This window comes from Erythrobacter sp. W36 (genome assembly GCF_057364935.1).
The window spans coordinates 2,429,695-2,453,921 of record NZ_CP200281.1; the positions used below are offsets into that span (position 1 = coordinate 2,429,695).

The 24,227-nt window shown below is 58.7% G+C and carries 22 protein-coding genes and 1 pseudogene; 6 read left to right on the top strand and 17 right to left on the bottom strand.

The window, feature by feature from the left end:
* Positions 1-26: 26 nt before the first annotated feature.
* Positions 27-557: a VOC family protein gene (locus tag AC0V6U_RS11825; RefSeq protein WP_472643363.1), complete on the bottom strand. Its 531-nt coding sequence runs from the start codon at positions 555-557 to the stop codon at positions 27-29.
* 101 nt (positions 558-658) lie between these two features.
* On the opposite strand from AC0V6U_RS11825, the gene AC0V6U_RS11830 reads away from it, so the two are divergent.
* Entirely contained in the window at positions 659-1,186 is a 528-nt protein-coding gene (locus tag AC0V6U_RS11830; RefSeq protein WP_472643364.1) for a GntR family transcriptional regulator, read from the top strand.
* 100 nt (positions 1,187-1,286) lie between these two features.
* On the opposite strand, the gene AC0V6U_RS11835 is transcribed toward AC0V6U_RS11830, so the two are convergent.
* The 10 genes and pseudogenes from AC0V6U_RS11835 to AC0V6U_RS11880 all read right to left on the bottom strand — a co-directional run bounded on the left by AC0V6U_RS11835 (position 1,287) and on the right by AC0V6U_RS11880 (position 10,226).
* Positions 1,287-2,063 carry an aldehyde dehydrogenase family protein gene (locus AC0V6U_RS11835; protein ID WP_472643365.1) on the bottom strand — a complete coding sequence of 259 codons (777 nt, stop codon included), beginning with the start codon at positions 2,061-2,063 and terminating at the stop codon, positions 1,287-1,289.
* A gap of 7 nt (positions 2,064-2,070) precedes the next feature.
* The gene (locus AC0V6U_RS11840; RefSeq protein WP_472643367.1) at positions 2,071-2,724 is read right to left on the bottom strand and encodes an aldehyde dehydrogenase family protein; all 654 of its coding nucleotides are present in this window, start codon (positions 2,722-2,724) and stop codon (positions 2,071-2,073) included.
* A 27-nt stretch (positions 2,725-2,751) separates the two neighbouring features.
* Positions 2,752-3,555 carry a phytanoyl-CoA dioxygenase family protein gene (locus AC0V6U_RS11845; RefSeq protein ID WP_472643368.1) on the bottom strand — a complete coding sequence of 268 codons (804 nt, stop codon included), beginning with the start codon at positions 3,553-3,555 and terminating at the stop codon, positions 2,752-2,754.
* Between the two features lie 12 nt (positions 3,556-3,567).
* On the bottom strand, positions 3,568-4,338 hold the full coding sequence (locus AC0V6U_RS11850) for an SDR family oxidoreductase (RefSeq protein ID WP_472643369.1): 771 nt from the start codon (positions 4,336-4,338) through the stop codon (positions 3,568-3,570).
* Positions 4,335-5,363, bottom strand: a complete 1,029-nt coding sequence (locus AC0V6U_RS11855) for a zinc-dependent alcohol dehydrogenase (RefSeq protein ID WP_472643370.1) — start codon at positions 5,361-5,363, stop codon at positions 4,335-4,337. Before AC0V6U_RS11855 ends, AC0V6U_RS11850 begins: the two co-directional genes overlap by 4 nt.
* 19 nt (positions 5,364-5,382) lie before the next feature.
* Positions 5,383-6,114, bottom strand: a complete 732-nt coding sequence (locus tag AC0V6U_RS11860) for a mandelate racemase/muconate lactonizing enzyme family protein (RefSeq protein ID WP_472643371.1) — start codon at positions 6,112-6,114, stop codon at positions 5,383-5,385.
* Positions 6,115-6,160: 46 nt separating this feature from the next.
* Positions 6,161-6,547 (bottom strand): annotated as a pseudogene (locus AC0V6U_RS11865) (hypothetical protein); the annotation flags it as partial.
* Between the two features lie 111 nt (positions 6,548-6,658).
* Complete coding sequence (locus tag AC0V6U_RS11870; RefSeq protein WP_472643372.1) at positions 6,659-7,813, bottom strand: mandelate racemase/muconate lactonizing enzyme family protein; 1,155 nt, start codon at positions 7,811-7,813, stop codon at positions 6,659-6,661.
* Positions 7,810-8,586, bottom strand: a complete 777-nt coding sequence (locus AC0V6U_RS11875) for an SDR family NAD(P)-dependent oxidoreductase (RefSeq protein WP_472643373.1) — start codon at positions 8,584-8,586, stop codon at positions 7,810-7,812. The genes AC0V6U_RS11870 and AC0V6U_RS11875 overlap by 4 nt, the downstream gene beginning before the upstream one ends.
* Before the next feature lie 35 nt (positions 8,587-8,621).
* The gene (locus AC0V6U_RS11880; protein WP_472643374.1) at positions 8,622-10,226 is read right to left on the bottom strand and encodes an MFS transporter; all 1,605 of its coding nucleotides are present in this window, start codon (positions 10,224-10,226) and stop codon (positions 8,622-8,624) included.
* Positions 10,227-10,375: 149 nt separating this feature from the next.
* Here AC0V6U_RS11880 and AC0V6U_RS11885 point away from each other — a divergent pair, with 149 nt between their 5' ends.
* Positions 10,376-11,623, top strand: a complete 1,248-nt coding sequence (locus AC0V6U_RS11885) for an MFS transporter (protein WP_472643376.1) — start codon at positions 10,376-10,378, stop codon at positions 11,621-11,623.
* Positions 11,620-12,669 carry an SMP-30/gluconolactonase/LRE family protein gene (locus AC0V6U_RS11890; protein ID WP_472643377.1) on the top strand — a complete coding sequence of 350 codons (1,050 nt, stop codon included), beginning with the start codon at positions 11,620-11,622 and terminating at the stop codon, positions 12,667-12,669. Before AC0V6U_RS11885 ends, AC0V6U_RS11890 begins: the two co-directional genes overlap by 4 nt.
* A gap of 2 nt (positions 12,670-12,671) precedes the next feature.
* Here the strand turns inward: AC0V6U_RS11890 and AC0V6U_RS11895 are convergent, their stop codons facing one another.
* The 6 genes from AC0V6U_RS11895 to AC0V6U_RS11920 form a co-directional block, all read right to left on the bottom strand.
* Positions 12,672-14,804, bottom strand: a complete 2,133-nt coding sequence (locus tag AC0V6U_RS11895; RefSeq protein ID WP_472643378.1) for a beta-galactosidase — start codon at positions 14,802-14,804, stop codon at positions 12,672-12,674.
* A gap of 182 nt (positions 14,805-14,986) precedes the next feature.
* The gene (locus tag AC0V6U_RS11900) at positions 14,987-15,733 is read right to left on the bottom strand and encodes an SDR family oxidoreductase (RefSeq protein WP_472643379.1); all 747 of its coding nucleotides are present in this window, start codon (positions 15,731-15,733) and stop codon (positions 14,987-14,989) included.
* Positions 15,734-15,735: 2 nt separating this feature from the next.
* The gene (locus AC0V6U_RS11905) at positions 15,736-16,581 is read right to left on the bottom strand and encodes a fumarylacetoacetate hydrolase family protein (RefSeq protein ID WP_472643380.1); all 846 of its coding nucleotides are present in this window, start codon (positions 16,579-16,581) and stop codon (positions 15,736-15,738) included.
* Complete coding sequence (eno, locus tag AC0V6U_RS11910; protein WP_472643381.1) at positions 16,578-17,882, bottom strand: phosphopyruvate hydratase; 1,305 nt, start codon at positions 17,880-17,882, stop codon at positions 16,578-16,580. The genes AC0V6U_RS11905 and eno overlap by 4 nt, the downstream gene beginning before the upstream one ends.
* Positions 17,879-18,880, bottom strand: coding sequence for a phosphotransferase family protein (locus tag AC0V6U_RS11915; RefSeq protein ID WP_472643382.1), 1,002 nt, complete (start codon positions 18,878-18,880; stop codon positions 17,879-17,881). The genes eno and AC0V6U_RS11915 overlap by 4 nt, the downstream gene beginning before the upstream one ends.
* An 87-nt stretch (positions 18,881-18,967) precedes the next feature.
* Positions 18,968-20,593, bottom strand: a complete 1,626-nt coding sequence (locus tag AC0V6U_RS11920; protein WP_472643384.1) for a tryptophan halogenase family protein — start codon at positions 20,591-20,593, stop codon at positions 18,968-18,970.
* A gap of 97 nt (positions 20,594-20,690) precedes the next feature.
* Between AC0V6U_RS11920 and AC0V6U_RS11925 the strand changes: the two genes are divergently transcribed.
* The 3 genes from AC0V6U_RS11925 (at position 20,691) to AC0V6U_RS11935 (ending at position 24,227) form a co-directional block, all read left to right on the top strand.
* A complete protein-coding gene (locus AC0V6U_RS11925; RefSeq protein ID WP_472643385.1) occupies positions 20,691-21,194 on the top strand; it encodes a beta/alpha barrel domain-containing protein in 504 nt (167 codons plus the stop codon).
* 125 nt (positions 21,195-21,319) lie between these two features.
* A complete protein-coding gene (locus AC0V6U_RS11930; RefSeq protein ID WP_472643387.1) occupies positions 21,320-22,348 on the top strand; it encodes a sugar kinase in 1,029 nt (342 codons plus the stop codon).
* Positions 22,349-22,373: 25 nt separating this feature from the next.
* Positions 22,374-24,227 carry a CRTAC1 family protein gene (locus AC0V6U_RS11935; RefSeq protein WP_472643388.1) on the top strand — a complete coding sequence of 618 codons (1,854 nt, stop codon included), beginning with the start codon at positions 22,374-22,376 and terminating at the stop codon, positions 24,225-24,227.

Below are 24,227 nucleotides of genomic sequence, written 5' to 3' on the forward strand. Positions count from 1 at the left end.
TTGCAACGGAAGACTCAGCATCACATCTAGTCATATGAGGAAAGTCCAACGATCTCTCCGTTGGGGCCGGTGAAGAAAGTGTATTGGTCACGCACGTAGTTATCGTTCTCGAGCGCGTATCCTGCCGCCCTAAGTCGATCACCAATGGGACCGATATCATCCACCTTTAGCATGAAATGATTGTGGTTCGTATTGCCGACTGGGCCATAGCCATCCATCGCTTGCGGCGGAGGGACCGACAGCGTGATTGTCAGGTCGTTCGCCGTCAGCTTGAGCAGCAACATGCCTTCGAGAGATCCCCTAAGCACTTCAGCGCCTTCAAGCTCAAAGCCCAAAATGTCCTGATATAATGTGAGCGTCCTCTCGAGTTCGAGCACATGTATCACGATATGGCGCAGGCCGGTTACCTTGCCCTCGGGAGCAGAGGAGACTTTTGAAGGTAGCTCTAGAGCGCCCGTTGCAGTCGCACCACCTATGCTACCAACACTGACAAAGATTACAGCCGGAATGATCCTAGTGGCAATTCTGGCCATTCTTGAGAACTTCGCGTTCATCATTTTACCTCCGTGGTGCATCTCAATTGGCGGGCCAACCTTGACCCAAATTGTCAAATGATTACAATTTAAGCAAACAGTCCCTTACCTAAAAAGGAAGCCGGATGGCCAAAGCTCAAGCCGTCGTACCGATCCGCGCACAAATCGCGGACATATTGCGCTCCGACATCATCAGCGGAGAACTCGCCGCAGGTTCGCGCTTGCGTGAAGAAAACCTTGCGAAACAATTTGGCGTGTCGCGCGGCCCGGTCCGCGACGTGTTGTTGCAGCTGTCTAAAGAGGGTTTGTTGGTGTCCAAGCCCAATTGCGGCGTTACGGTCGCAGAAGCGCCCAATGACATGATGCAGGAGCTTTTGGTCGAGCTGCGGCGTATAATTGAGTATCGCGCGGCAGACATGCTTGTCGGCAAACTGAGCAATGCTGACGTCACAGCGCTGGAAAAGATCCTCGAACAATTGGGTAAAGCTCTCGACGATGGCGACTTTACCGAAGCCACGAAGATTGACATCAGCTTCCACCGTTACCTGATCGAATTGGCCGCATGGACAAGATCTCGTGATGCTGTGGGAGCCTATCGTGCTGCGCATGCGCATGAACTACAAGCGGATCACGAATTCCAAGCAAGCAGTTGAAGAACATCGCGAAATCCTAGTACAGCTGGTCGATGGAGATACCAAGGCGGCGCTTGAGGCCTTGCAGCACAATATTCGATAAGTAGCTCATCGAAGACGCCTAGTACGCCATGTAGACGCTGCGTTTCTGCAGGTAGTTTTCGAGGCCATAGGGGCCGTCTTCACCGCCCACCCCGCTCAGTTTGTGGCCATTGTGGTAGCCGTGGAACGAGCCTGAAATACCCTTGTTCACGAAGATAGTGCCTGTTTCGAGACCGGCGATTGCCTTCATGATGTTCGAGTGGCTCTTGCTCCAGAAATAGGCCGACAATCCATCCTCGCGCGCGTTTGCGATCCAGAGCGCCTCCTCGAGCGATGAAACGCGCATGATTGGCAGGACGGGTCCGAATATTTCGTCGCGGATCACGTCGAGCGATGCATCATTGGCGAGCAGGACGGTCGGTTCGAACCAGTTGCCGTCGGCGCATCCCTCGACTGTGGTGCGATTTCCACCTGCAAGCACTTCGGCGCCCGACGCCTTGGCTGCCTCCACTAGAGTCTCAATCCGCTCCAGCGATTGCGGTGTCGAAAGCGGCCCCATCCCGCCATCTTCCATTGGATTTCCGGCTGACACTTCCTTCACGTGCGCCATGAGCTTCTCGGTAAAGGCATCGGCGACCGCCTCGTGGACAAGGATGGTTTCATTGCAGATGCACACCTGACCGCAATTGGCAAAGCGCGCGATCGACGCGGCCTCGGCAGCAGCATCGAGGTCGGCATCGTCCATCACGATGAAAGGCGCTTTCCCGCCCAGCTCGAGCGAGAGATTGGCAAGGTTTTCCGAAGCCAGCGCCGCAACGCGTTTGCCCGCCGGGATCGAACCCGTCAGCGTGATCATCCGAGTTTTAGGGTGCGATGCCAAAGGCGCACCGGTGGACGCGCCGTCGCCCGTTACCATATTGATGACACCCGCCGGAACAGCCGGCCTTCTCGACCAAACGGCAGAACTCCGAAGCAGTAACCGGTGTCGCTTCATGCGGCTTGATAACGACGGTGTTGCCGGTGACCAATGCAGGGCCAATTTTGCGTCCGATAAGCGCGAGCGGATAATTGTAGGCGCATATCGCGATGACGACGCCATAGGGTACCTTGAACGTCATCAGATGCTCATTCGGGGCGTCTGCCGGAAGAATATCGCCCCTCAGCCAGCGAGCGCTGTTGGCGGCATAACGTATATAGCCGATCGTATCGTCGACCTCGCCCAGCGCCTCGGTGAAAGTCTTGCCCTGTTCTCGGACCAGCAGCCGCGCAAAATGCTCGCGTTCTTCGCCAAGCAATTCGTTGAGCTTCTCTAGCACAGCAGCCCGTTCGATTGCCGGAGTCGCTTCCCATGCCTTTTGCGCGGCATGCGACGATTCTACGGCCCGCGCGGCATCGTCCGCGGTGCATGCCGGAACCTGAGCCCAGATCTCGTTCGTCGAGGGATCGGCCACATTGATGCGCGCACCATCCGAGCTTTCAATCCACTGATTGTCGATGAAGCTGTGATAAAGTTCCATTGTAAAACAGTTCCCTGAAGAGAGCTTCTAATTTGCTTTCGTGCCACTCATGATGATCGCCTGCGTGCGGGCTTCGACTTCGGCATGGAATGCGCGCTCCGCTTCGCCGAAATCCACCTTCGGGCGGCGCTCGCGCATAAAGTGACTGAAGCGATCCACACCCGCGACAAGGCTCGCACTATCGCCAGAACCGCCTTTCGGACGGACATGAGTGGGAAGATAACGGACGGCAAAACCGATCCTGCGGCGCTTCGAGCCGTTGGCATCCGAGCCGTGAACCATTCGAACATGGTGGAGCGACATTTGCCCAGGCTCCAGTTCGAGCGTCTTGGCTTCGTCGTCGCTCACATCGACAGCGATTTCCTGCCCGCGCGACAGCATGTTACCTTCCGCAAAAGTGTCGCGATGCGCGATCTGGTCCCATTTGTGGCTGCCCGGAACGATTTTCAGCGCGCCATTGTCCGCCTTGCTGTCGCTGATCGCGATCCATGCGGTCAGCAGATCGGCCGGTTCCAGGCCCCAATAGGTCGAGTCCTGATGCCATGAGATAAAGCCCGGATCCTCCGGCTCCTTGATGAACAAGGTCGAACCCCACACCAGCAGGTTCCCGCCATAGATCGTCTCCACTGCTTCAAGCACTTGCGGCGACCGGATGATCTCGTCTGCCCAGCTGAACAGCAGATGCGGGTTGTTGCGATGTGCTTTCGAAAGTGATCCGTCGGTTGCTTCATGCGCTTCCAGGCATGCGCGGTATCGGTCCGCCTGAAGGGAACTGAACGCCTGCAGCGGCGCAACATAGCCCTCGCTCGCATATTGCTTCGGAACGCGCATCACCAGCCTCCCTCAGCGCCCCATCCATCCGCCATCGACAAGCAAGGTCGCGCCGTTGACATAGTCGGAAGCCTGCGAAGCGAGGAACACCGTCGGCCCCTTGAAGTCTTCGGGTTCGCCCCAGCGGCCTTGAGGGATTCGCGCGAGGATCGATTCAGCGCGTTCGTTGTCTTCGCGCAGCGCCTGAGTGTTGTCCGTCGCGATGTAACCGGGCGCGATAGCATTTACGTTGATGCCCCTCGCAGCCCACTCGTTCGACAGCGCCATGACAAGCTGCTGCACGCCGCCCTTGCTCGCGGCATAGCCGGGCACGGTGATCCCGCCCTGATAAGATAGCAAAGACGCGGTGAAGATGATCTTGCCCGATCCCCGTTCCAGCATCGCGCGACCGATCTCGCGGCTCAGCACGAATTGCGCAGACAGATTGACTTCGATCACTTCGTCCCAGAATTCGTCGGGATGTTCTGCCGCCGGTTTGCGCAGGATCGTGCCTGCATTGTTGACGAGAATGTCCGGCACGCCGTGCTCGGCGATGACTTGTTCGACAAAGGCTTTCAAAGCTGAACGGTCGGAGAAATCGCAGGCATATCCGGCAAATTTGCGACCAATCGCAGCGACGCTCGCACCGACTTCGCTGCCCTCGGTTTCAAGCGTAGCCGAAACGCCGATGATATCGGCACCGGCTTCAGCCAGACCTTCCGCCATGGCCCTACCGATACCGCGCTTGCATCCGGTGACCAGCGCGATCTTCCCCGCGAGAGAAAAGCTGCCCAGGACGCTCATTCCATCGCCCCTTCAACGGCGATCAGCGATTTGATGCTGGCGGTGTTCTTTTCGAGGTTCTCGAACGCCTCGGCGATCTGGTCGAGCGGGAACTCTTCGGTGATGTAGGCATCGGCGTCTATGTCACCGGTCGCGATCAGTTCGATCGCCCGCTCGAAATCCTCGGCCGTGTAGACGCGCGCGCCGAGCAGTTCGAGCTCGCGCCAGAAGAATTTGAACAAGTCGACGGGCGGCGCTTCGCCATGGATCGCCACCACGCAAATGCGACCGCGAACCGCCGCGACTTCGGTCATTGCCTCCACCGTCGGCATGACGCCTGCGACTTCGAACACGACATCGGCACCCTTGTCGCCGGTCCATTCCATAACCTTCTCGACGAGGTCGCCCGCAGACGGATCGAACACTTCGATGCCCTGCTTTTCGGCAAACTCACGCCGCTGCGGATTGATCTCCGACACCAGCACGCGCGCTCCGTCGGCTCGCGCAACCGCAGCGATCAACTGGCCGATCGGGCCGCCGCCCAGGACGACCACGTCCTCACCAGGTGCGACCCGGGCTCTGGAAACATCATGCACCGCCACAGCGAGCGGTTCGACCAACGCGCCTTGCCTCAAGGTCACGTGGTCGGGCAATTTGTGCAAGGTGCGCGCCTTCACATTCCAGCTGGATTGCAGCGCGCCGGGGCTATCGATCCCCATGAATTTGAGATTGTGGCAAATGTGGCTGTGGCCACGATTGCAAGCTGGGCAATCGCCGCAATAATCGAGCGGACGAACGACGACGCGGTCGCCTTCTTCAAAGCCCAGCGCAGCAGGACCAACCGCATTGATGACACCTGCCATTTCGTGGCCGATGACCTGCCCCACCTCGACACGATGATCCATTGCGCCGTGATAGATGTGCATGTCGGTACCACAGATGCCGACATAGCCGACCGTAACGGCGACCTCTCCGGAATTAGGCGCGGTCTTGGTGCCTTCAACGACGTTGAACGTGGCATTTCCTTGGTACGTGGCAGCTTGCATTTCTGGTCCTTGAAATAATTCAGGTAATCTTGTGCGGCTTGAGCAATGCGCGGTCGAACTCGACGCCAATCCCGGCGCGATTCGGCACGACTGCCTTTCCGTCCTTCAGCTCAAGGCGGTGCATCGCGTAATGATCGATCGGAAAGCTGTGAAACTCGAGGCATCCCGGCTCTTCGAGAGCAGCCAACAGCGAAACATGCAGTTCGTGCATTCCATGCGAGCAAACGGTGAGGCCCGCACCTTTCGCCATCTGCGCGACCTTCAGCCAACCGGTAATACCGCCGACATTGGAAGCGTCCGGCTGCAGGTATGTGAGCTTCGAATACCGGATGGCGCGATCGAATTCCTCAAGAATATGAAGATTTTCACCCATGGCGAGCGGGATGTTCGTCACGTCGGCAATCGCGCCATAGCCTTCAAAATCGTCGGGCGAAATTGGCTCCTCGAACCAGGCGATGTCGAACTCTTCGATCGCCTGAGAGAACTTGATTGCGCGGTCCACATCGAGCGCGAAGTTGGCATCTACCATTAGTCTGCGTCCGGCACCGATGACCGCACGAAGCAAGCCGACGCGCGAAACGTCTTCGGCCATCACGTCGCGCCCGACCTTGGTCTTTATGGCTACGAAACCCCGCTCGAGCGCGCACTCTGCGAGCTGCCCAAGACTGTCGCCATCGAGGTGCAAGTCGATGAAGCCCGCATAGGTCTCGACCGCATTGGCTAAGCCGACCCTTGGCGAGAAGTGCAGCAATCGGCTTAGCCTGCTGCTTAGCCACTAAATCCCAAAGGGCGATATCGAGTGCGGCAACCGAAAAGCTAAGCAGGCCGCCCCGTCCGACATAGTGCAACTTCGACTGCAGACTGGACCATATCGCCGAGATTTCTCGGGCTGGCTGACCATTGGCAATGTTCGCGACGTCGGTGCGGATAAACTCGGCAATTGCGCGCCCGCCCGAGCCGCCTGTGTAGGTGTATCCCGTCCCTTCAAAGCCCTTGCTCGTTCGCACATGGCAGAGAACCAATTCGAAGAAGTGATGCTCACCATGAGCGGCGTCGACCAATGGCTCTTCAAGGGGAACGCGGAAGCACTCCGCCTCCACGTTCGAGATCGCCCCCAGATCAACGGACGCAAGGTCGGATGCGTAGCCAAACGCTGGCGCTTGCGACACTGTTGCCATTCGCATTCCCCTCCGTGGGGCATATCTATGACTCAGTTTTTGTAAATCGTCAACAATTTACAAAGGTGAATCCATCAATTCGAGCTGCGCTGTAGACCGCCGATCAACATACTGATTTTACCAATTATTGTAGCTGCCATCTGGACGATGGCGGCGCGGAGCTTCCCAATACCGAAAATCCGTTTCAAGCTCGCCTTCGCGCACATCGATTCCGATGCCGGGAGCGGTTGGAATCGCGTAGAACCTGTCCTTCTCGACCGGACGGTTGACGAAAATCCGATCATGGTCGGATTTGTCGCCGCCATAAGGTGCAATTTCGCACCATGAGAGATTGGGAATGGCCGCGCACATCTGAATGGTGGCCGCCGTGCAAACCGGCCCCAGCGGATCGTGCGGCATGACTTCGGTGTAATGCGTTTCAGACATCGCCGCGATCTTCATCGCTTCTGTGAGGCCGCCGACATTGCAAACATCGATCCGCACGAACTGGCTCAGCCCGCGTTCGATGTAGGGCCGGAAATCCCACTTGCTTGCGCATTCCTCGCCGATGGCAAAGGGTACGTCGGTCATGTTCCGCAAAGCTTCATAAGCCTCGGGCGTTTGGTGACGGATGGGCTCTTCGAGAAAGTCGATCGTTCCTTGCGGCATGCGCTGCGCGAAAGTGGCAGCCTGCGCGACGCTGAGACGGTGGTGCATATCGACGCCCAGTGTTACATTGGGGCCAATTTCCTGACGCAGCTCGGTAAGGCAAGCAGCCATCCGGGTGGCATCGACATTGGGATCATAAGGCGCGTTTGCCGCGCCATTATCTGCATCGCCTGTCGTCAGGCGCACGATATCCCAGCCATCGGCTATGAGCGATTTCGCATCCGCGATCAGCACATCGCCGGTTGGCGCAGGGCATGTGGGGAAACACGGAATCTTGTCGCGCTGTGCGCCGCCAAGTAACTCGTATGTCGGCACGCCGTGACGCTTGCCAGCAATGTCCCACAGAGCGATATCGATGGCCGAAATCGCCCCTGCGATGACCCGTCCGCCTTCGAAATAGGCACTACGGTAAAGCTCTTGCCAGATCGCACCGATTCGGCGGCTATCCTGGCCCAGCAGGAACTCGCGGAAGTGGTCGAACGCTCCAACCACGGCCAACTCACGCCCCGAAACGCCGCTCTCACCCCAGCCATAGAGACCATCGTCGGTCTCGACCTTGACGATCAGGTTGTTGCGGTGCCCCACCCAAGTCGGGAAAGCCTTGATCGCGCTGATCTTGCTCATAGCAGGCTGTCCTGCGGCACGAGCAGTGATGATAGCCCCTTGTCAGCATAGTATTCTGCCCCGGTTACCGCCGCCGCCGCGCCCGATGCGAGGAACAGTACCACCTCAGCAATATCTTCAACTGACGCGACATCCTTGGTCGCGCTGATTTCGCGGAAGGACCGCGCCAGACGCGGATTTTCATCCGCAACCTTCTGGACATCTTCCGTCATGGTCAGACCAGGCGAGCAGGTATTGACCCGAATACCGTGTGAACCCAGGCTCCATGCCATTGCCCGCGACATTGCGCTGATCGCACCTTTGGTGCCAGCATACATCTCGTACTGAGGACAAGATGCGCGGCTATGCGCGGACGAGACGTTTACAATGGAACCCTTTACGCCATCAGCGACCATGTGACGCGCTGCATGCTGGCTCATAAGGAAGATCGAGCGGACATTGACGTTCCACAGCATGTCCAGCTTTTCCAGCGGCATGTCGAAGAATTCTTCCTCAATCGTGATCCCGGCATTGTTGATGAGGATATCGATCCGGCCGAACCGGTCCTTCACCTCACTGACGAAAGCTTCGACCCTGTCCGGATCAGCAACATCGAGTTGCAGGAAATGCGCATCAAGCCCTTGCTCAGTAAGCGTATCAATCCGCGCCCGCCCCGCGTCCACGCTCCGTTGCCCGGCAATCACGGTTGCTCCGCGCTCCGCCGCCATTTTCGTGATGCCCCAGCCAATGCCCGAGCATCCGCCAGTGACGATCATGACCTTGTCTTTGAACACCTATGCTCCTTTCAGGTTGCGGCTGGCCGGTTGCCTCAAGCCGCGCGAAATTCCGCTTCGATCTCTTCGATCGTTTTGCCCTTTGTCTCCGGCAGTTTCCAGAACAGCAGGATCAATCCGGTGAAGATGATCGAAGCGTAGAACAGGAAGACGGTGGCTGCACCCCAGTTTGCGAGCTGCCACGGGAAGAACTGCTGGACGAAGTAGCTCATCAAACTGACAACGAAAGCGCATCCCGTCACAGCGACGCCGCGTACGCGAGTTGGGAACAGTTCGGATAGGGCAATCCACAAAACAGGGCCGATTGAGAAATTGTATGCCGCGATGAAGGCGACAATCCCGAACAAGATTGCGGTAGAATTGACGGTGATCGCCGCAGCGATCAACTCGCCCTCGCGTGCGCGGGCTGCATCGAATCCCAGCGCATCAACCATCGCCGATTTAAACGCAACGTCGTCGGCAAAGGGCTGCCCGACAAGCGGGCCTAGCGCTTGGATATCGACGGTGTCGGCCAAGATCGCCAGATCGCCGGCCTGCAGCACGTAAGTTGCCTGACTGAATGCCCACCAGCAAAGAAGCAAGCTGAGGCCGGCTGCGGTCAGCCCGACTTTGATCAGGAACCGCCTACCCAAGCGATCGACCAGGACAAGCGCAATCGCAGTGAAGACCACGCTGACAAGCCCGACTATGACGGCCTGGGCGAGCGCTGCATCCTCACCAATCCCCACCTGCTCGAAGACAAGCGGAGCGTAGAATAGAATTGCATTGATACCGGTGAGCGGCTGAACCAGCGCCACCAAAAGCGCCACGAACAATGCCTTGCGTAGATGCGTGCCGAACAACAGCTTGATGACCTTGCCAATCGGAAAACCGGCTTCTTCCCCTTCGGCATCGGCGCGGACTTCAGCCATGATCTCGGCTGCGGTTCCGGGTGGATATAAACGCGCCGCCTCGGCTTCCGCCTCATCGACCTTGCCGGTGCGATAGAGCCAGCGCGGGCTCTCGCCGACATAGAGCAGGCCGACAAGCCAGATTAGCGCCGGGATGATCTCCGCACCCAGCATCCAGCGCCAGGTCTGATCGGCGATCCCATACCGCTCCACCCATTCAGCACCGCTATTGGCGAGGTTGAACAGCCCATAACTTATGAAGAACGCGACCGAGAGGCCGATTACGATGTTGAGCTGGTTGAGAGCAACCAACCGTCCGCGCGTGCGAGCCGGAGCGACCTCACCGATATAGATCGATGCGACCGAGAGTGAGGTAAAGGCGAGCCCACCTAGCCCGCGCGCAAGAACCAGCGTCTCGAAGCTCGGCGCGATAGCGGAGGTTATGGCCGACACCAAATAAAGTGCCGCGATAAGGATTAGTGTTTTTCGCCGCCCAATCCTGTCGCAAATCGCGCCAGTGATTACTAGCGCGAAAAGCACACCAAAGCCCGGTGCGCCTACAACCGCGCCGAGCTGGAGATCGGATAAGCGGAATTGTTCAGAAATCTGCCCGATCCCGCCAGAGATCAGCGCGGCATCGAGGCCGAAAATGAACCCGCCAATTGTCACGATGATTGCGCTCGCTATCGCCCGCGAACGCGAGGTCTGTGGTTGATGCGACGTGTCACCCGACAGCGCTGAACTGGCCATTCCCGATCCCTCTCCCGCCGCAGCGCGGCTCCCCAGTCCGATCCTCTTGGCATTTTGCCATTTCTGCGGGCTGAATTGGAGGCAGTGGAATGAGCGCTTGACGTAGGATTGTCAACAGTTGACATTATCCAGTGAGGGGAACTCCAAGGATGTCTACAGCAACTCCGAAAATGGCGCCACGCGTGCTGCTGCCGATGATCTTTTTCACGGTGGTCATCAACTATATGGACCGGGTGAATATCGCCGTTGCGGCCCCGGCGCTGCGCGGTGATCTGGGATTGTCGCCCGAGCAGATGGGGCTGGTTTTCTCGGCCTTTGCATGGACTTACTCGGCGTTGCAGATTCCCGGTGGGCTTATTGCCGACAAGGTCAAGGCGCGCATACTCTATCCGATCCTGCTAGTTGGCTGGTCGCTCGCAACTCTTATGCAATCGCTCGCCAATGGCCTTGCCGCGCTTGTCGGCGCGCGCGCGATTATCGGCGTGTTCGAAGCGCCATCATTTCCGCTGAACAACAGGATTGTGACCGAATGGATCGCGCCGGAGAAGCGCGCGGGGGCAATCGCGTTCTATACGTCGGGCCAGTTCCTCGGGCTGGCTATGCTCGCTCCTGCGCTGGTAGCGATCCAGACTGTAATCGGCTGGAGAGGCCTGTTTGTAGCGACTGGCGTTGTCGGGATCGTGTGGGCGGTGGTCTGGTACATCTTCTATCGCGATCCGGAGCAGAAGATTGAACCGGATGAGCCCGTGCAACAGGTCGAAAATGAAGCCGCACCAAGCAGCGACCGGTCGATAGTCTGGCGCAACAGCAACCTCATCGGCATCTACCTTGGGCAGTTCTGCCTCGGCAGTCTGACGATCTTCTTCCTGACCTGGTTCCCGTCCTACCTCGTCGATTATCGCGGGGTCGAATTCGCCGATTCAGGCTGGCTCGCGTCCATACCGTTTCTTGCCGCCTTCTGCGGAGTGCTGCTGTCCGGCCAGGTGTCGGACAAGCTGGTCGAGCGCGGCCACGGCCATGGATTTGCCCGAAAGGCTCCGGTGCTGACGGGCATGGTGCTTTCAACAATCATCATCGCCGCAAACTTCACAGACAGCACCGCGATGGTGATCCTGTTCCTCAGCATTGCGTTCTTTGGCAACGGTCTTGCGTCGATTGCGTGGGTGTTCGTTTCGCTGATGGCACCGAAAGGCCGTGTCGGCCTGGTCGGCGGCATCTTCAACTTCTGCGGCGCGTTATCGGCCATCGTGACGCCGCTGGTGATCGGATTTCTCGTCGATGGAGAGAATTTCGCCCCGGCGCTGTTCTATATCGGCTTCCTCGCAATCGTCGGCAGTCTCTCCTATTTGCTGTTGGTTCGCGAAGTTCGCCCCGTCGATGAGGAGGTATCGGCATGACCATCGCCTTGGATCGCCGCCATTTTCTCGCCTCTGCCAGCACCGCCTTCCTGCTCGCCTGCAACCGCAATGAGAACACCATGACCGACACCACTTTTGAGACGCTTGGCTTGATCGAACGCCGCTCGCCTGAGCTGGACATGCTGATCGACAAGGACGCCCCGATCGAAGTGCTTGCCGACGGGTTCAAGTGGACCGAGGGCCCGACATGGGATGCGCGCCGGGGACGACTGATTTTCTCGGACATTCCCAACAACCGCGTCCACACATGGACCGAGGCGGATGGCCTGGGTGTGCTCCTCGACCCGGCCGGCGAACCGAATGGCGACGTGGATGAATTTGCGGCACCAGGCACAAACGGTCTGTTCTACGAAAGCGGCACCGACAGCATATTGATCTGCAATCAAGATGGCCGCTCGGTCGATCGCCTCGCGCTCGAAAGCGGCGAACGCGAACGGCTTGTTGCGGGTTTCGATGGTGCGAAATTCAACAGCCCCAATGACGTCATCCGTTCAAGCGACGGCGCAGTGTGGTTCACCGACCCGCCCTATGGGCTGAAAGATGGGGAGACATCATCTGGTCGTGAGCTGGACGTCAAAGGGGTCTACCGCTTATCGAGCGACGGGCGACTGGATCAGTTGATTACCGACATGACCTTCCCAAACGGGCTTGCTCTGTCGCCTGACGAAAAGCACCTCTATGTTTCCCAGTCGGACCCTAATGCGCCTGTCTTGCGCCGGTTCGCAGTCAACGCAGACGGCACCTTGTCAGGCGGAGAAGTCTGGCTCGACACCTCAACGGAGCTCAACGACGACAATCCTGGTCTGCCCGATGGAATGGCGCTCGACACACAGGGGTGTGTATGGGCCACCGGCCCGGGAGGCGTATGGATCACTGCACCCTCAGGCGAAATCCTCGGCCGTATCTACACCGGCAAGGCCACAGCAAACTGCGCCTTCGGCGATGACGGAAGCACGCTCTACATGACCGCCACCGACACCCTCCTGCGCGTGCGCACGGCGGTGACGGGCGCGTTCTTTAGCTAGCGCTACTCTGCGGTTCGCTCCGGCACAGCAGACCGCCGCTCATACAAATCGTAATTGAAACGCTTGGCTGCATCGACCATCGGGCCATAGGGGATGTCAGCATTGGTCACCCAGCCGACATTGTAATTCTCTCCATCATAGGCGCGGCCTGTCGGATAGTCGTCGACATACTGGAACCAATGCGCGCCCACCATGTAGGGGTTTTCCAGCACAGTCGTCATATAGTCGTTATACATCCGCCCGCGGTCGGTCTGGTCCGCTGCGATGACGAGACCGGGGTGATACAGGCCCGTGTCCGAGGTTGAGCCGATGTGATACTCGCCGATGATCGCTGGCTTATCGAGCTCTTCGAGGATCTGCCACGTATCCGGATGCAGCCCCTCACGGTAGTTGTTGAAGCTCATGACATCGGAATATTTCTTCGACGCTTCAACCACTTCGCGCGGCATACCCCAGTTCGCTGCGATGCGAACGCCCATATACATGTGGTTGGGCATGGCGCGCTCCAGCTCAGCATGGACGATGCGGAAATAGGTGTCCGCAAAGTCGTAATAGAGCATCGAGAAGTCCGCGCGAGAGGCTTCGTTCAACTCGCCCATTTCGAACGGCTGCTCGAATGCATCCCATGACGCAAAGCTGGTGTCCCATGCCGCGTTCAGCGCCGCGATGGAACTGTGCTTCTCGCGCAGCAGCTTGGTGAAAGCAGCCTTGGCTGGCTGTTCGGCTGCGCTTCGGTTGAGCGTGTAGAACACCGCGCCGAAGCGGCTGCGGTCGCTGTCCATGTTGCCCCAGCCCTTTTCGTTGTCGACGAACACGCCGACGCACCACGGCGAATTGGCGACTTCGCGCGCGATCTGCTCAATCGTCAGGCGCGCGCGGCGAGCGAATTCCGGGTCGTAGAAATCGGGCAGCGGCGACCAATAGTCTTGTCCCGAATAAACAACGTCAAAATCACCAATGATCCAGCCATTGGCGAAGTAGGGCATGCGGTCCTTCTGATAGAAACCCGGATCGATCCAGTTGCCGAAACTGGTCATGCCCCAGTCCTTCATCCGGTCAATGGTCACATCGCGCCATTTTTCAAGATGGTCTGCGCCATATTTGCGCTCGAGATTGGCCTTGTAGAAGCTGTAGGTCTCGCCATGCTCGAGCACGCCGGTGTGGAAGCTCTGGCGATAGCCATAATGTTTGCCCAGCGGCTCCTCGTAGGATGGCAGCCATTCGAACATTTCGGCCCGCAATGGCGAGGCAAGAAACCGCGTCTTGCGCGCCTCTGCCGAAACAGGCGTACCGGTCTTGGAATCGTCCGGCGTCAGACCTTCGGGATCCTTGGCGCGAACGCTGGGATCGACGAAATCGTAGCCAGTGACGGTGGAGAGGTTAGCCATGCGGACATTGGCGATGCCGCTGGAGAAGAACAGGTGGCCGTCCGGGTCGACCAGCCACCATTTGCCGTCGACCTTTGCCGTTCGGAAATAACCCGCCGCTTCCTGCTTGGGTCCGTTAGCCCATCCTCCCCACCTGCTGCGGCCTTGCGGACCGGTTGAGGCTGCAAGCGCTGCAAGCTCGGCATCGCGGGCGGCTAGAAGCTGTTCGTCAGAACTGATCTTGTAGGGATAGCGTTCCTTGGCCGACTGGCCGTAGCGATCGACGATTGCGACCAGATAGTCGGGGTCCTCTGCAGGATTGCGACGGAGACGGAGATTGTCGACGATGATGCGGTTTTCTTCGAGTTGCTCATAAGTCCGGAACAGCAGCCTTCGCACCTTGCCGACATCCAGCGTGCGATTGCCGTTGCGCCAGGCTAGCTTCTTCTCGTCGCTGAACCAAGATGGCGGCGTGTCGCGCATTCCGCGTTCGCCATGGGCCGCGCGGCCATTGATCAATGCATAGAATGACACGGTCTCTCCCGCTGGGACTACACCGGAATGCTGGTAATATTGTCCATCCTCATCTTCCGTTACGAAGAAGAACTGGAACGAGTGATCCATTGGATTGGTGATATCGAAAGCAAGGTTGAGTTCCCCTTCCCCGCTCCAGTCCCAAAGGCCGTCAGCATCGATTGCATATTGCGACCGCATCTCCGGTGCAAAGGTGATTTCGAGCGCGCGCGATCCCTCGGTGACAGCCGGCACCAGAAACCAGCCTTGCTGTGGCGTTCAGCGTTGTCTCCCCGGCATCAGCGGTTTCTTCAAAACCCAGCAGTGGTGCCAACGGGCTATCGTCCTGAGCGACGGTCGGCGCTGCGACAACACAGCTCGCAAGAGCTGTTGCCACCAGTCCTTTGAAAATCCTCATCATCCTCTCCCTTCGCAATTCAGTAAGTCGATCTTCCGCCCGTCATGTCGAACACGGCGGCGGTGGAAAATGCGGCGCGATCCGATGCGAGAAACGCGATCATCTCGGCCACTTCCTCGACCGTGCCGGGCCGACCCATCGGAATCTTCGAAAGCATGTAGGCAAGCTGCTCTTCCGTCACGTCGTCGAGCATCTCGGTCCGGATCACAGCTGGTGTGATGACGTTGCAAGTTATCCCGGCGATCGCCAATTCCTTCCCCAGCGATTTGGTGAGCGCGATGACGCCCGCCTTGCTGGCCGAATAGGCGGAGGCGTTGGGATTGCCTTCCTTGCCCGCGACCGATGCGACGTTGACGATCCGCCCATAGTCTTTTGCCCGCATATGCGGGATTGCCGCACGGCAGCAGTGGAAGATGCCGCCAAGATTGACTGTCATGACCTGGTGCCAGACATCGACTGGGAAATCTTCGACATGCGCGTTGACGCCAGCGATGCCCGCACAATTGACGAGAATGCCGAGCCCGCGATGGAGCGCAACTTCGGTCATCGCGGCTTTGACCGCAACGTAGTCCGAAATGTCGACCGCCTGCGTCGTAACGCGATCGTCCGCATCGAGCCGCGAAGCGGCGCTTGCGAGCGCCTCGGCATTGATATCCCACAGCGAAACCGAACCGCCTGCGGACAGAATACGCTCAGCCGCCGCAAAGCCCATGCCCCGTGCGCCGCCCGTGATCACGGCATGCTTACCAGCGAATTCGCTGTCCATGCTCACAGCGGCGTCACCTCCTGCCGCTGCTCACCAAGCCTTTCGATGCCGAGAGTCACGACTTTGCCCGGCGTGAGCCAGCGCTGAGGATTCATCCCCGCGCCCACGCCAGGCGGCGTGCCGGTGCAAATTAGGTCGCCTGCCTCAAGCTGTGTGAACTCACTCATGTAGGATACGATGGTCGGCACATCGAATATCATGGTCGAGGTTGAGCCGTCCTGCATCCGCTCGCCATCGACATCGAGCCACATGGAGAGATTGCCGACATCGACCTCGTCAGGCGTGACCAGCATCGGCCCGACCGGGCAAAAGTTCGGGAAGCTCTTGCCCTTCACCCATTGCCCTTCGCGCTCCATCTGCCAGGCGCGCTCGGACACATCGTTGACCACCACAAAGCCTGCGACATGATCCATCGCGGTCTCTTTCGTGATCCGCAGGGCCGGCTTGCTGATGACGATGCCCAGTTCGACTTCCCAATCGAGCTTGGTCATCTCCGGGCTGTAGAGCAGCGGATCATTCGGCCCACAAAAGGTGCCGGCGGCCTTGTTGAACAGGATCGGTTCCTTTGGCACTGGCAGTCCCGCTTCGGCAGCATGGTCCGAGAAATTGAGGCCAACGCACCAAATATTGCGCGGCTCGCTCATCGGTGGGGCGACGCGGCGACCATCGGGATTGATGACTTTCAGATGCGCGATATCCGAATCGGAGAGCGCATCCTGAAGCGCGCCGCCCAATGTCGCAGGACCAATATCGGCCACCAGCGGAGAAAGGTCGCGCAACGTGCCATCGGCCTCGACCAGGCACGGAACCTTGCTGCCGTAACGATCCCCGAACCGCATGAATTTCATTGTGATTTTCCCCACCACGTGTTTGCCAAAGCCTGTCCGCCGACAAAACCGCCCATGCCGGGCTGGCATTGCATCCGGAGGCATTCATTCCATTTCGCCATCCGTTCGGACCGTGTGAACGATCCGACCTTGAGCTGTTTGGCGTCCAAACCAGCCGAAAGGTGGCTGATTGAGGTGTCTTCACTTTCGCCGGACCGGGCTGAAACGATGGTCCCAAAGCCAAAGCGCTGTGCCACCTCGAATGCGTCGATAGATTCGCTGACCGTCCCCGCTTGATTGACCTTGATGAGGACAGCGTTGCAGGCCCCATCCGTTGCTGCCTCTTCGACCAGCGCCGCGTTGGTGACGAGGTAATCGTCGCCGATGATCTGCACACGCTCGCTAAACGCCTGTGTGAAGGCCTTCATCCCGGACTTGTCGGTCTCCGCCAGCGGGTCTTCGATCGAAGCAATCGGATATTTGTCGAGCCAGCTTTCGAGCAACGCGATCTGCCCATCGGCATCCATCGCGCGATCCTCGAGCGCCAAGCGGTATTCGCTGTTTGCGAAAAATTCGGACGCTGCGATATCGAGTGAAATCACTACTCGTTCGCCAGGAACTTCGCCAGCCAATTCGATTGCGCGAACGAGGCATTCGAGCGCCTCTTCATTGCTGTCAAAATTGGGCCACCAGCCGCCTTCGTCCGCGACCCCGGTGATGCCGCCCTTCTCCTCCATGATCCTGCCCGCTGCGCGGTAGATATTGGAGGTGACTTCCATCACTTCCTCGAAGGAACTCGCGCCTGGCACCATGACCATGAAATCCTGGATATCGACCCGGCGACCGGCGTGAGCACCGCCGCCGAAGATCTGGATTTCGGGAAGCGGGATCGTCGGCGTGCGGCCAAAGCTTTCGGCCACCCATTGCCATAGCGGCATTCCCGCATTGGCGGCTGCAGCGTGTAAAACGGCCAGCGATGTTGCGACCATCGCGTTCCCACCCAGCACGCTCTTGGTCTTCGTGCCGTCCAGCGCGATCAGGGCGTCGTCGACAGCGCGCTGATCGCCAGCATCGAGTCCGGAGATTGCCGGGGCGATCTTGGAACCAACCTGCGCAACCGCTTTGGCGACATCGAAGCCAGCGAGATGGTCTCCGCCATCGCGAAGATCAATCGCCTCTCGACTGCCACACGACGCACCGGCTGGCGCAATCGCACGGCCTACCACCCCGCTCTCCAGCGCGACTTCGACCTCGACGGTGGGACGCCCGCGCGAGTCCCAAACACGGCGTCCAAGAACGCTCGATATGGCAGAACCGCTCATACAGTTTCTCGTGCGACAGAACGGACCAGCGGCGCGATGTCCGGGGTCGGGTTTAGGATGGCGTGGCGGGTCAGCTCCCGCACCTGATCTTGCTGTGCGCCATCGAGATATTCGACCGGCGATTTGCCATCGACTCTGGCCAGAAATAGCATCGGCAGAAGCGCCGCGAGCCGCAGATTGAAAGCCTCGCGATCCTCCCAAGAAATGTACCGCGCATACTCCTCGGAAAAACCCGTTGCGGCCTCGGCAAAGGCTGCGGCGTTGAGTGGCGCATAGATCGCCTTGAGCAGGAAATGATTGATGCAGAATGCCACGTCGAACACAGGATCACCCATCGTTGCACACTCGGCATCGAGAAGGATCGGCTTCCTATTGCGCAACAGGATGTTCTTGGGGCTAACGTCACCATGGATGAGCGCGGTACGCGAGGTACGGAGTGAATTGGCTGCGTCTTCGATCGGGCCCGCGAGGTCTGCGTGCTTGGCCAGCAAGGATCCCAGATACGGTTCAATCCGAAGTGCCTCAAAATCACCCATGTTCTCAAAACGCGGAGCAACGTCTTTATCATCAGCCGAACGTGCGTGAATCTGACCAACCAATCGCGCCGTAGCCACGACATCTTGCATCCGCGGCGGCGCTTCGAGCAACTGCGCCTTCCAGTTCGCCACGCCCTCGCCCGACACGAATTCCATTGCGAAACCGCCTAGCGTGTCATCATGGCCAAAGAGCGCCGGTACATTCTCTGGAACAACGCTGGCAGCATACTGGAGCCAGCGATATTCGGCCAAATTCCGGCGTACGGGCGCATGCCATTCGGCAGCCACTTTCAGTTGCTCAAGAGCGAATTTGACGCAAATCTTGCACTCGCCAAGCTCGACCAAGGCGATCTCGGACGACACGCCCCCGATTAACGGACTAATGGACACGACCTCATCCGCCCGGCCAAGATCCAGCGCTTCGACAAGAGCGTGAACTCGTTGCTCGAAATCGCTGTCCACTTTGATCCCCTCCCGTCGATGCATGCGACACCATCGCCTTGCTCGAAGAGACGTTTAGCAAGCAATAGAATTGTTGACAATCAACAATTAGAAGGAATCGGTCGGAAGCGCTCGTTTCGCGCGGCTGGTATTGGGTGTTGCGTTGACCAGGATGTTCCGGGCCTCTTGAATTGTCGGGATGGTACCGCTCAGCTTGTCATGTGCTTCCTGGGATGCAAGCCACCCAAGCCTGTGTGCATGCGTTGGATGATTCAAGGTGCAGCGCTCTAGCGTATCCGAGATATCATCCATCGGGACCTTTGCCAGCAAGTCCGGTGGTGGCGCCCCTGTTTTGCCGGGCGGATAGATCCCCTTACCGGCCAGCATGTAATACCAGCTATTGAGGGAAAAATAGGCCGTCATCTGGCGCTGATTGAGTTCAGCGCCCAAATCCCCTCCTTTGATCCATACTTCCAACACGGCTTTCAGATTGTCGGATATCCCTGCGGTGTTGCTGCGAACGTTGCGCCAGTATTGCGTGTCTTCCCGGCTGGCCGTGAGGTAGTGCGCCACGATGAAATCGCGCACTCCGTCGAATGCCGAACCGATCTCCTTGTTGAAGGCGTCGCGCGCGGGCGCTGTGCAGCCTTTGTCTAGCAAGTGATGGATGAAGCGGGTGACGGTGTATTGCGACAACATCAGACCGGTGGCTTCGAGCGGCTCGAGAAACCCTTGCGAAAGCCCCACGGCCACACAGTTCGCAATCCAGGGCCTGTCCAGCCGTCCCACCCGCATCGGCAAGTGGCGCGCCTCAACGCCCTCCGCCGCATCGCCGATATGCGCGCGCAATTCGGCCTCGGCAGCCTCCTTGTCGATATAGCGGCTCGAATAGACATAGCCATGCCCGGTGCGCGACTGGAGCGGAATGTGCCAAGCCCAGCCATTGGTCAGCGCCGTCGCCGTTGTCATCGGCTTAGGGTTGTCGATCGGGGCAGTGGCAATCGCGACTGCGGCGTCGTTGAACAAGGCATCGCCATAGCCGATGTGCTCGGCGCCCAACTCCTTTTCGATCAGGAATGCGCCGAAGCCCGTGCAATCCACAAATAGGTCAGCCTGAATCCGGTCACCGTCGCTCGTAACAACTGCCGAAAGGCTACCATCCTCACCACGCTCACTGTGATCGACCTGACAATCGCTCCACTTTGCACCGCGCCCCGTGGACCATTCCTTCAAAAATGCGCCCAAAAGCGCTGCGTCGAAATGGAATGCATATTGGACATCGAACGGAAAGCTTTCCGGAGGGGTCGGCGCCAATGCTCGCTCGGCGAGGTAGGAATTGTAAATAAACGCGTCCGGGTGCGCATGGACGTCCACCCGCGCACGCCGAAGGACGCTATTGAACTGCAACGCTTTCACATGATCGCGGTCAAAATGCGAAAAGAAGCCGTGAAAGTAGCTTTCATAGCCTGGCCTGATAGACCAATCCTGAAATCGGATGCCGCATTTGTAGGTGGCGTTGCAGGCGGGCATCCATTCGGATTCGGCAATACCGAGAGCCTCGAACAAGGCGGCCAGTTTGGGAACCGAGCCTTCCCCAACCCCGATGGTTCCAATTTCCGACGATTCCACCAATTCGATATCGAATTTGTCGGACAGGGTCTTGACCAGCAAAGCCGCTGTCATCCAGCCTGCCGAGCCACCCCCGACTATCAGAATTTTTTGACGCTCTGCCAATACGCTGACCTCTCTCGATGCCGACTTAGCATTGCCTTGGTTTGTTGACAATTGACAATAATCCTCGCAAGACGCGGGCGTGATGGGGAGAGATTTGATGTCGGCGTTCGATACTATCCGGTCGGTTGCGATTTTGCGAGGCATTGCGCCCGCAGAGATTGTGCCGGTCGGGGAAGCGCTCGCCGAAGCTGGCATCGATGTGATCGAAGTCACGCTCAACACGCCCGGCGCTCTCCAAATGATCGAAACACTAGCAGGCCTTGGCCTGCAAGATACCGTCATTGGTGCGGGAACGGTGACCCGGCCAGAGGAAGCACAACAGGTTGCAAATGCCGGGGGCGGCATCGCCATCTCCCCTAACACCGACGCCGATGTCATCAAGGCGAGCAAGGCGGCGGGCCTTATCTCGCTCCCCGGCTTCCTGACGCCGAGCGAAGCTTTCATTGCATTCAACGCAGGCGCGGACGGGTTGAAACTATTCCCATGCGAAATGGCCTCATCCGCCGTCTTGAAGGCAATGAAGGCGATCCTCCCCCTTCCCTGCCGGTTTTCGCAGTTGGCGGTGTCGGTGTCCACAACGCAGGCGAATACCTCGCTGTAGGAGCGCAAGGCCTGGGGGTCGGCTCTGCGATCTACAAGCCGGGGAAGTCGATTGCGCAGATTGCCTCCGATGCCAAAGCTGTTGTCGATGCGCTGAATACCCCCGAGAACGGAGACTAATAGACCATGGCTAGCTACCTCTGTTTCGGAGAGATGCTGTTGCGGTTGAGCGCGCCGTCGGGCGAGAGGCTTTTCCAGGGGCAATCGCTCGATACCCATTTTGTGGGCGCAGAAGGCAATGTCGCCAACCTGTTGGCGCGTTTGGGCAACGACGCGCACATGCTCACCGCACTCCCGGACAGTACGGTTGGACATGCCTGCCGTCACTCGTTGGTGGAACAGGGCGTCAACACTTCAGCGATCCGAATGGCTGGAGACCGGCTGGGCCTGTATTTCTTCGAGCGCGGTGCGCTGATACGTCCTTCTGCGATATCCTACGATCGCACTGGGTCGGCCTTCGCCAAATTCGACTTCGCCCAGCTTGACTGGTCAGAACTGCTCGATGGCAAGGACTGGCTGCACATTTGCGGTATCACGCTGGCTTTGGGTGAAGGACCAGCAGCAGCGGCGCTGACAGCGGCCGAAACGGCCAAGACTACCGGTACAAAGATCTCCTTCGACTGCAACTTTCGAGCAAAGCTCTGGGCCGGGCGTGAGCAGGAAATGGCCGAGATGAAGCGCCGCATGGTCTCAATGGCCGATTGTCTGTTCGCTGGGCGTCGCGACGCGCGTTACCTGTTGGAGAAGGATTTTGCCCGTCCTCACCCAACCGAGAATTTCGCCGAAGTGTGCGATGCCTATCGCGCAATCTGGCCGAACCTGAGGCATATCGCCAGCACCTATCGCGAAGTCCACTCGACAGAGCACAATACGCTTACCGGGCGATATTGCCGCGATGGCGAGATATTCGTGTCGCCTTCCCGCAATCTGCAACCGATCGTCGATCGCATCGGAGCCGGAGACGCTTTTGCCGCGCGGCATGCTTCATCAGATAGGGCGCAGAGCAAGTGGGCAGGATTCGATCGATTTCGCCCTGACATCCGCCGCGATCAAGCATTCGATAATGGGAGATGCGAACCTCACCAGCGTTGCCGAGATCGCAGCGCTTATGGCTGGTGGCTCAGGCGACGTTGCGCGCTGATCGGCGATGATTAGAGCCTTTCTCGTTTCAACTGCGTTGATGGCAAACCTCTTGGGCGGGTGCGTACATACGGGAGAAGTAGATCCCGTTGTAATCCAGTTCGAGAACATTAGCGACAAGGCTGGCCTCACGTCCGTCCCGACATGGAAATATGGTGGCCCAGCGATTGCAGATCTGGACGGCGACGGCGATTACGACTTCGCGCTTACCAACCATCACGAAGTGCCAGGTCAATTGTTCGAGCAAGTGGCGCCGGGCAAGCTGGAGGCACGCCCCTTCCCGCTCTCGCTCGCCGATTTGCACGGGATTGCGCCCGGAGATTTCGACCATGATGGCGATCAGGACTTGCTGATTGCGCTTGGGGGCGGAAATGGCTTCGCCCCGCGCCCGCCGGTGCTGATGCGCAACGATGGCTGGACATGGGTGGACGTCACCGAAAAGGCTGGCCTTGGCGGACTGGGTGCACGAGGACGTGCTGTGCGCTGGCTCGATATCGACCGCGATGGCGACCTCGACATACTCGCGATCAATGCGCGCAAGGTCGTGGATGAACCCGGTCCGCGAAATCTGGTCTATGAGAACATCGGGAATGGCCAATTCCGTCACCGCGAAGGTTCGGAGATCGAACCGGTCGAAGCCGAGCGCGTCCTCGTCACCGACTTTAATGGCGACTTTGCCCCCGATCTCGTTCTCTTTTCACCGCTGACACTCTGGCAGGGGCGCGGCGATTTCACCTTCGAGGATGTGACTGCGCGAATGCTCCCGTCGTTTCGGGAGCCGGTCGAGAATGTGATGGCGGTCGCCGAAGCCGATCTCGACAATGATGGCGATTTCGATCTCTACATTGCGCGTGGCAAGACCTATTACGAGTTGGCCAACAACTCGCTCGATTTCGATCCGGTAGCCGGCCGGTTCGACCTGCGTGACGAGGGCAATCAAGGCAGCGATGGGGTCTCATTCCGCGCGCCTGGGTCGGTCACTCTCAGCGATTTCTGGCACTGGAAACGCCGGTTGGAGATTCCACTCCCGGTCTACCTTGGGGCGGCAATGCACCCGGTCGACGAACCTGCCGATGCTGTCACCATCGCCCCAACCGACGCTGCTGGATTTCCCGACGAATTTCTGCGCGACGGCTGGTATCTGGGCCATCTGGGCGGTGATCAATGGCGGCTCGAATGGCATCTCTCTGCCGATCTTGCGTGGGGCATGCGCGCCTCGGTGAGCGGTGTTTCCAAGGTCGATCCCGATTTCGAGCCACAAGATCGCGGCGTGCCCGACATCCTCCTTATGCGAGAGGGTAGCATCTTTCGCGATGCCAGCGACGAGTTACCCTCCCTTTCCAGAGGCAACAATTGGGGCGTGACGACCGGCGATTTCGACAATGACGAACGGACCGACCTATTCGTCCATCGCTTCGGCAAGCTAAGTTCGCGCGTGCCTGATGCGTTGATCAGGAACACCGTTTCGGGATTCGTCGAAACCCTCGATCATAATGCCAGCAGCGATCAGGGTCACGGCGATATGGGGGGCGCCTTCGACTTCGACCGCGATGGCCGGATCGACCTGCTGAACGGCGACGATGATCGGGGACGCTGGCACCTCTATCGCAATGTCACCCGGGATTCCGGTTCGGCTGTCTCCGTGGAAATCGGTCGCTCACCAAATGGTACCGACGCCTCCGGCGCGCTTTTGATTGTCGAGACCGCAGCAGGGGCCTCTACTCGCCGGATCGGCTCGAACGGCGCGACCCATTCACAGAGCCTGCTGGCCCGACAGCATGTCGGGATCGGCTCTGCAAAGCGCGCTGATAGAATCACAGTTCTTTGGCGAGACGGCACGAAGGCAGAGCTTCTCGCCGTCTCAGCTGGCAGCTCGGTCAAGCTAGGCGACTGA

Bases quoted from the DNA above. Each gene is read 5' to 3' on its own strand.
- AC0V6U_RS11825 (WP_472643363.1), bottom strand. From the start codon at position 557: ATGATGAACGCGAAGTTCTCAAGAATGGCCAGAATTGCCACTAGGATC.
- AC0V6U_RS11830 (WP_472643364.1), top strand. From the start codon at position 659: ATGGCCAAAGCTCAAGCCGTCGTACCGATCCGCGCACAAATCGCGGAC.
- AC0V6U_RS11835 (WP_472643365.1), bottom strand. From the start codon at position 2,063: ATGATCACGCTGACGGGTTCGATCCCGGCGGGCAAACGCGTTGCGGCG.
- AC0V6U_RS11840 (WP_472643367.1), bottom strand. From the start codon at position 2,724: ATGGAACTTTATCACAGCTTCATCGACAATCAGTGGATTGAAAGCTCG.
- AC0V6U_RS11845 (WP_472643368.1), bottom strand. From the start codon at position 3,555: ATGCGCGTTCCGAAGCAATATGCGAGCGAGGGCTATGTTGCGCCGCTG.
- AC0V6U_RS11850 (WP_472643369.1), bottom strand. From the start codon at position 4,338: ATGAGCGTCCTGGGCAGCTTTTCTCTCGCGGGGAAGATCGCGCTGGTC.
- AC0V6U_RS11855 (WP_472643370.1), bottom strand. From the start codon at position 5,363: ATGCAAGCTGCCACGTACCAAGGAAATGCCACGTTCAACGTCGTTGAA.
- AC0V6U_RS11870 (WP_472643372.1), bottom strand. From the start codon at position 7,813: ATGAGCAAGATCAGCGCGATCAAGGCTTTCCCGACTTGGGTGGGGCAC.
- AC0V6U_RS11880 (WP_472643374.1), bottom strand. From the start codon at position 10,226: ATGGCCAGTTCAGCGCTGTCGGGTGACACGTCGCATCAACCACAGACC.
- AC0V6U_RS11885 (WP_472643376.1), top strand. From the start codon at position 10,376: ATGTCTACAGCAACTCCGAAAATGGCGCCACGCGTGCTGCTGCCGATG.
- AC0V6U_RS11890 (WP_472643377.1), top strand. From the start codon at position 11,620: ATGACCATCGCCTTGGATCGCCGCCATTTTCTCGCCTCTGCCAGCACC.
- AC0V6U_RS11900 (WP_472643379.1), bottom strand. From the start codon at position 15,733: ATGGACAGCGAATTCGCTGGTAAGCATGCCGTGATCACGGGCGGCGCA.
- AC0V6U_RS11905 (WP_472643380.1), bottom strand. From the start codon at position 16,581: ATGAAATTCATGCGGTTCGGGGATCGTTACGGCAGCAAGGTTCCGTGC.
- eno (WP_472643381.1), bottom strand. From the start codon at position 17,882: ATGAGCGGTTCTGCCATATCGAGCGTTCTTGGACGCCGTGTTTGGGAC.
- AC0V6U_RS11925 (WP_472643385.1), top strand. From the start codon at position 20,691: ATGTCGGCGTTCGATACTATCCGGTCGGTTGCGATTTTGCGAGGCATT.
- AC0V6U_RS11930 (WP_472643387.1), top strand. From the start codon at position 21,320: ATGGCTAGCTACCTCTGTTTCGGAGAGATGCTGTTGCGGTTGAGCGCG.
- AC0V6U_RS11935 (WP_472643388.1), top strand. From the start codon at position 22,374: ATGGCAAACCTCTTGGGCGGGTGCGTACATACGGGAGAAGTAGATCCC.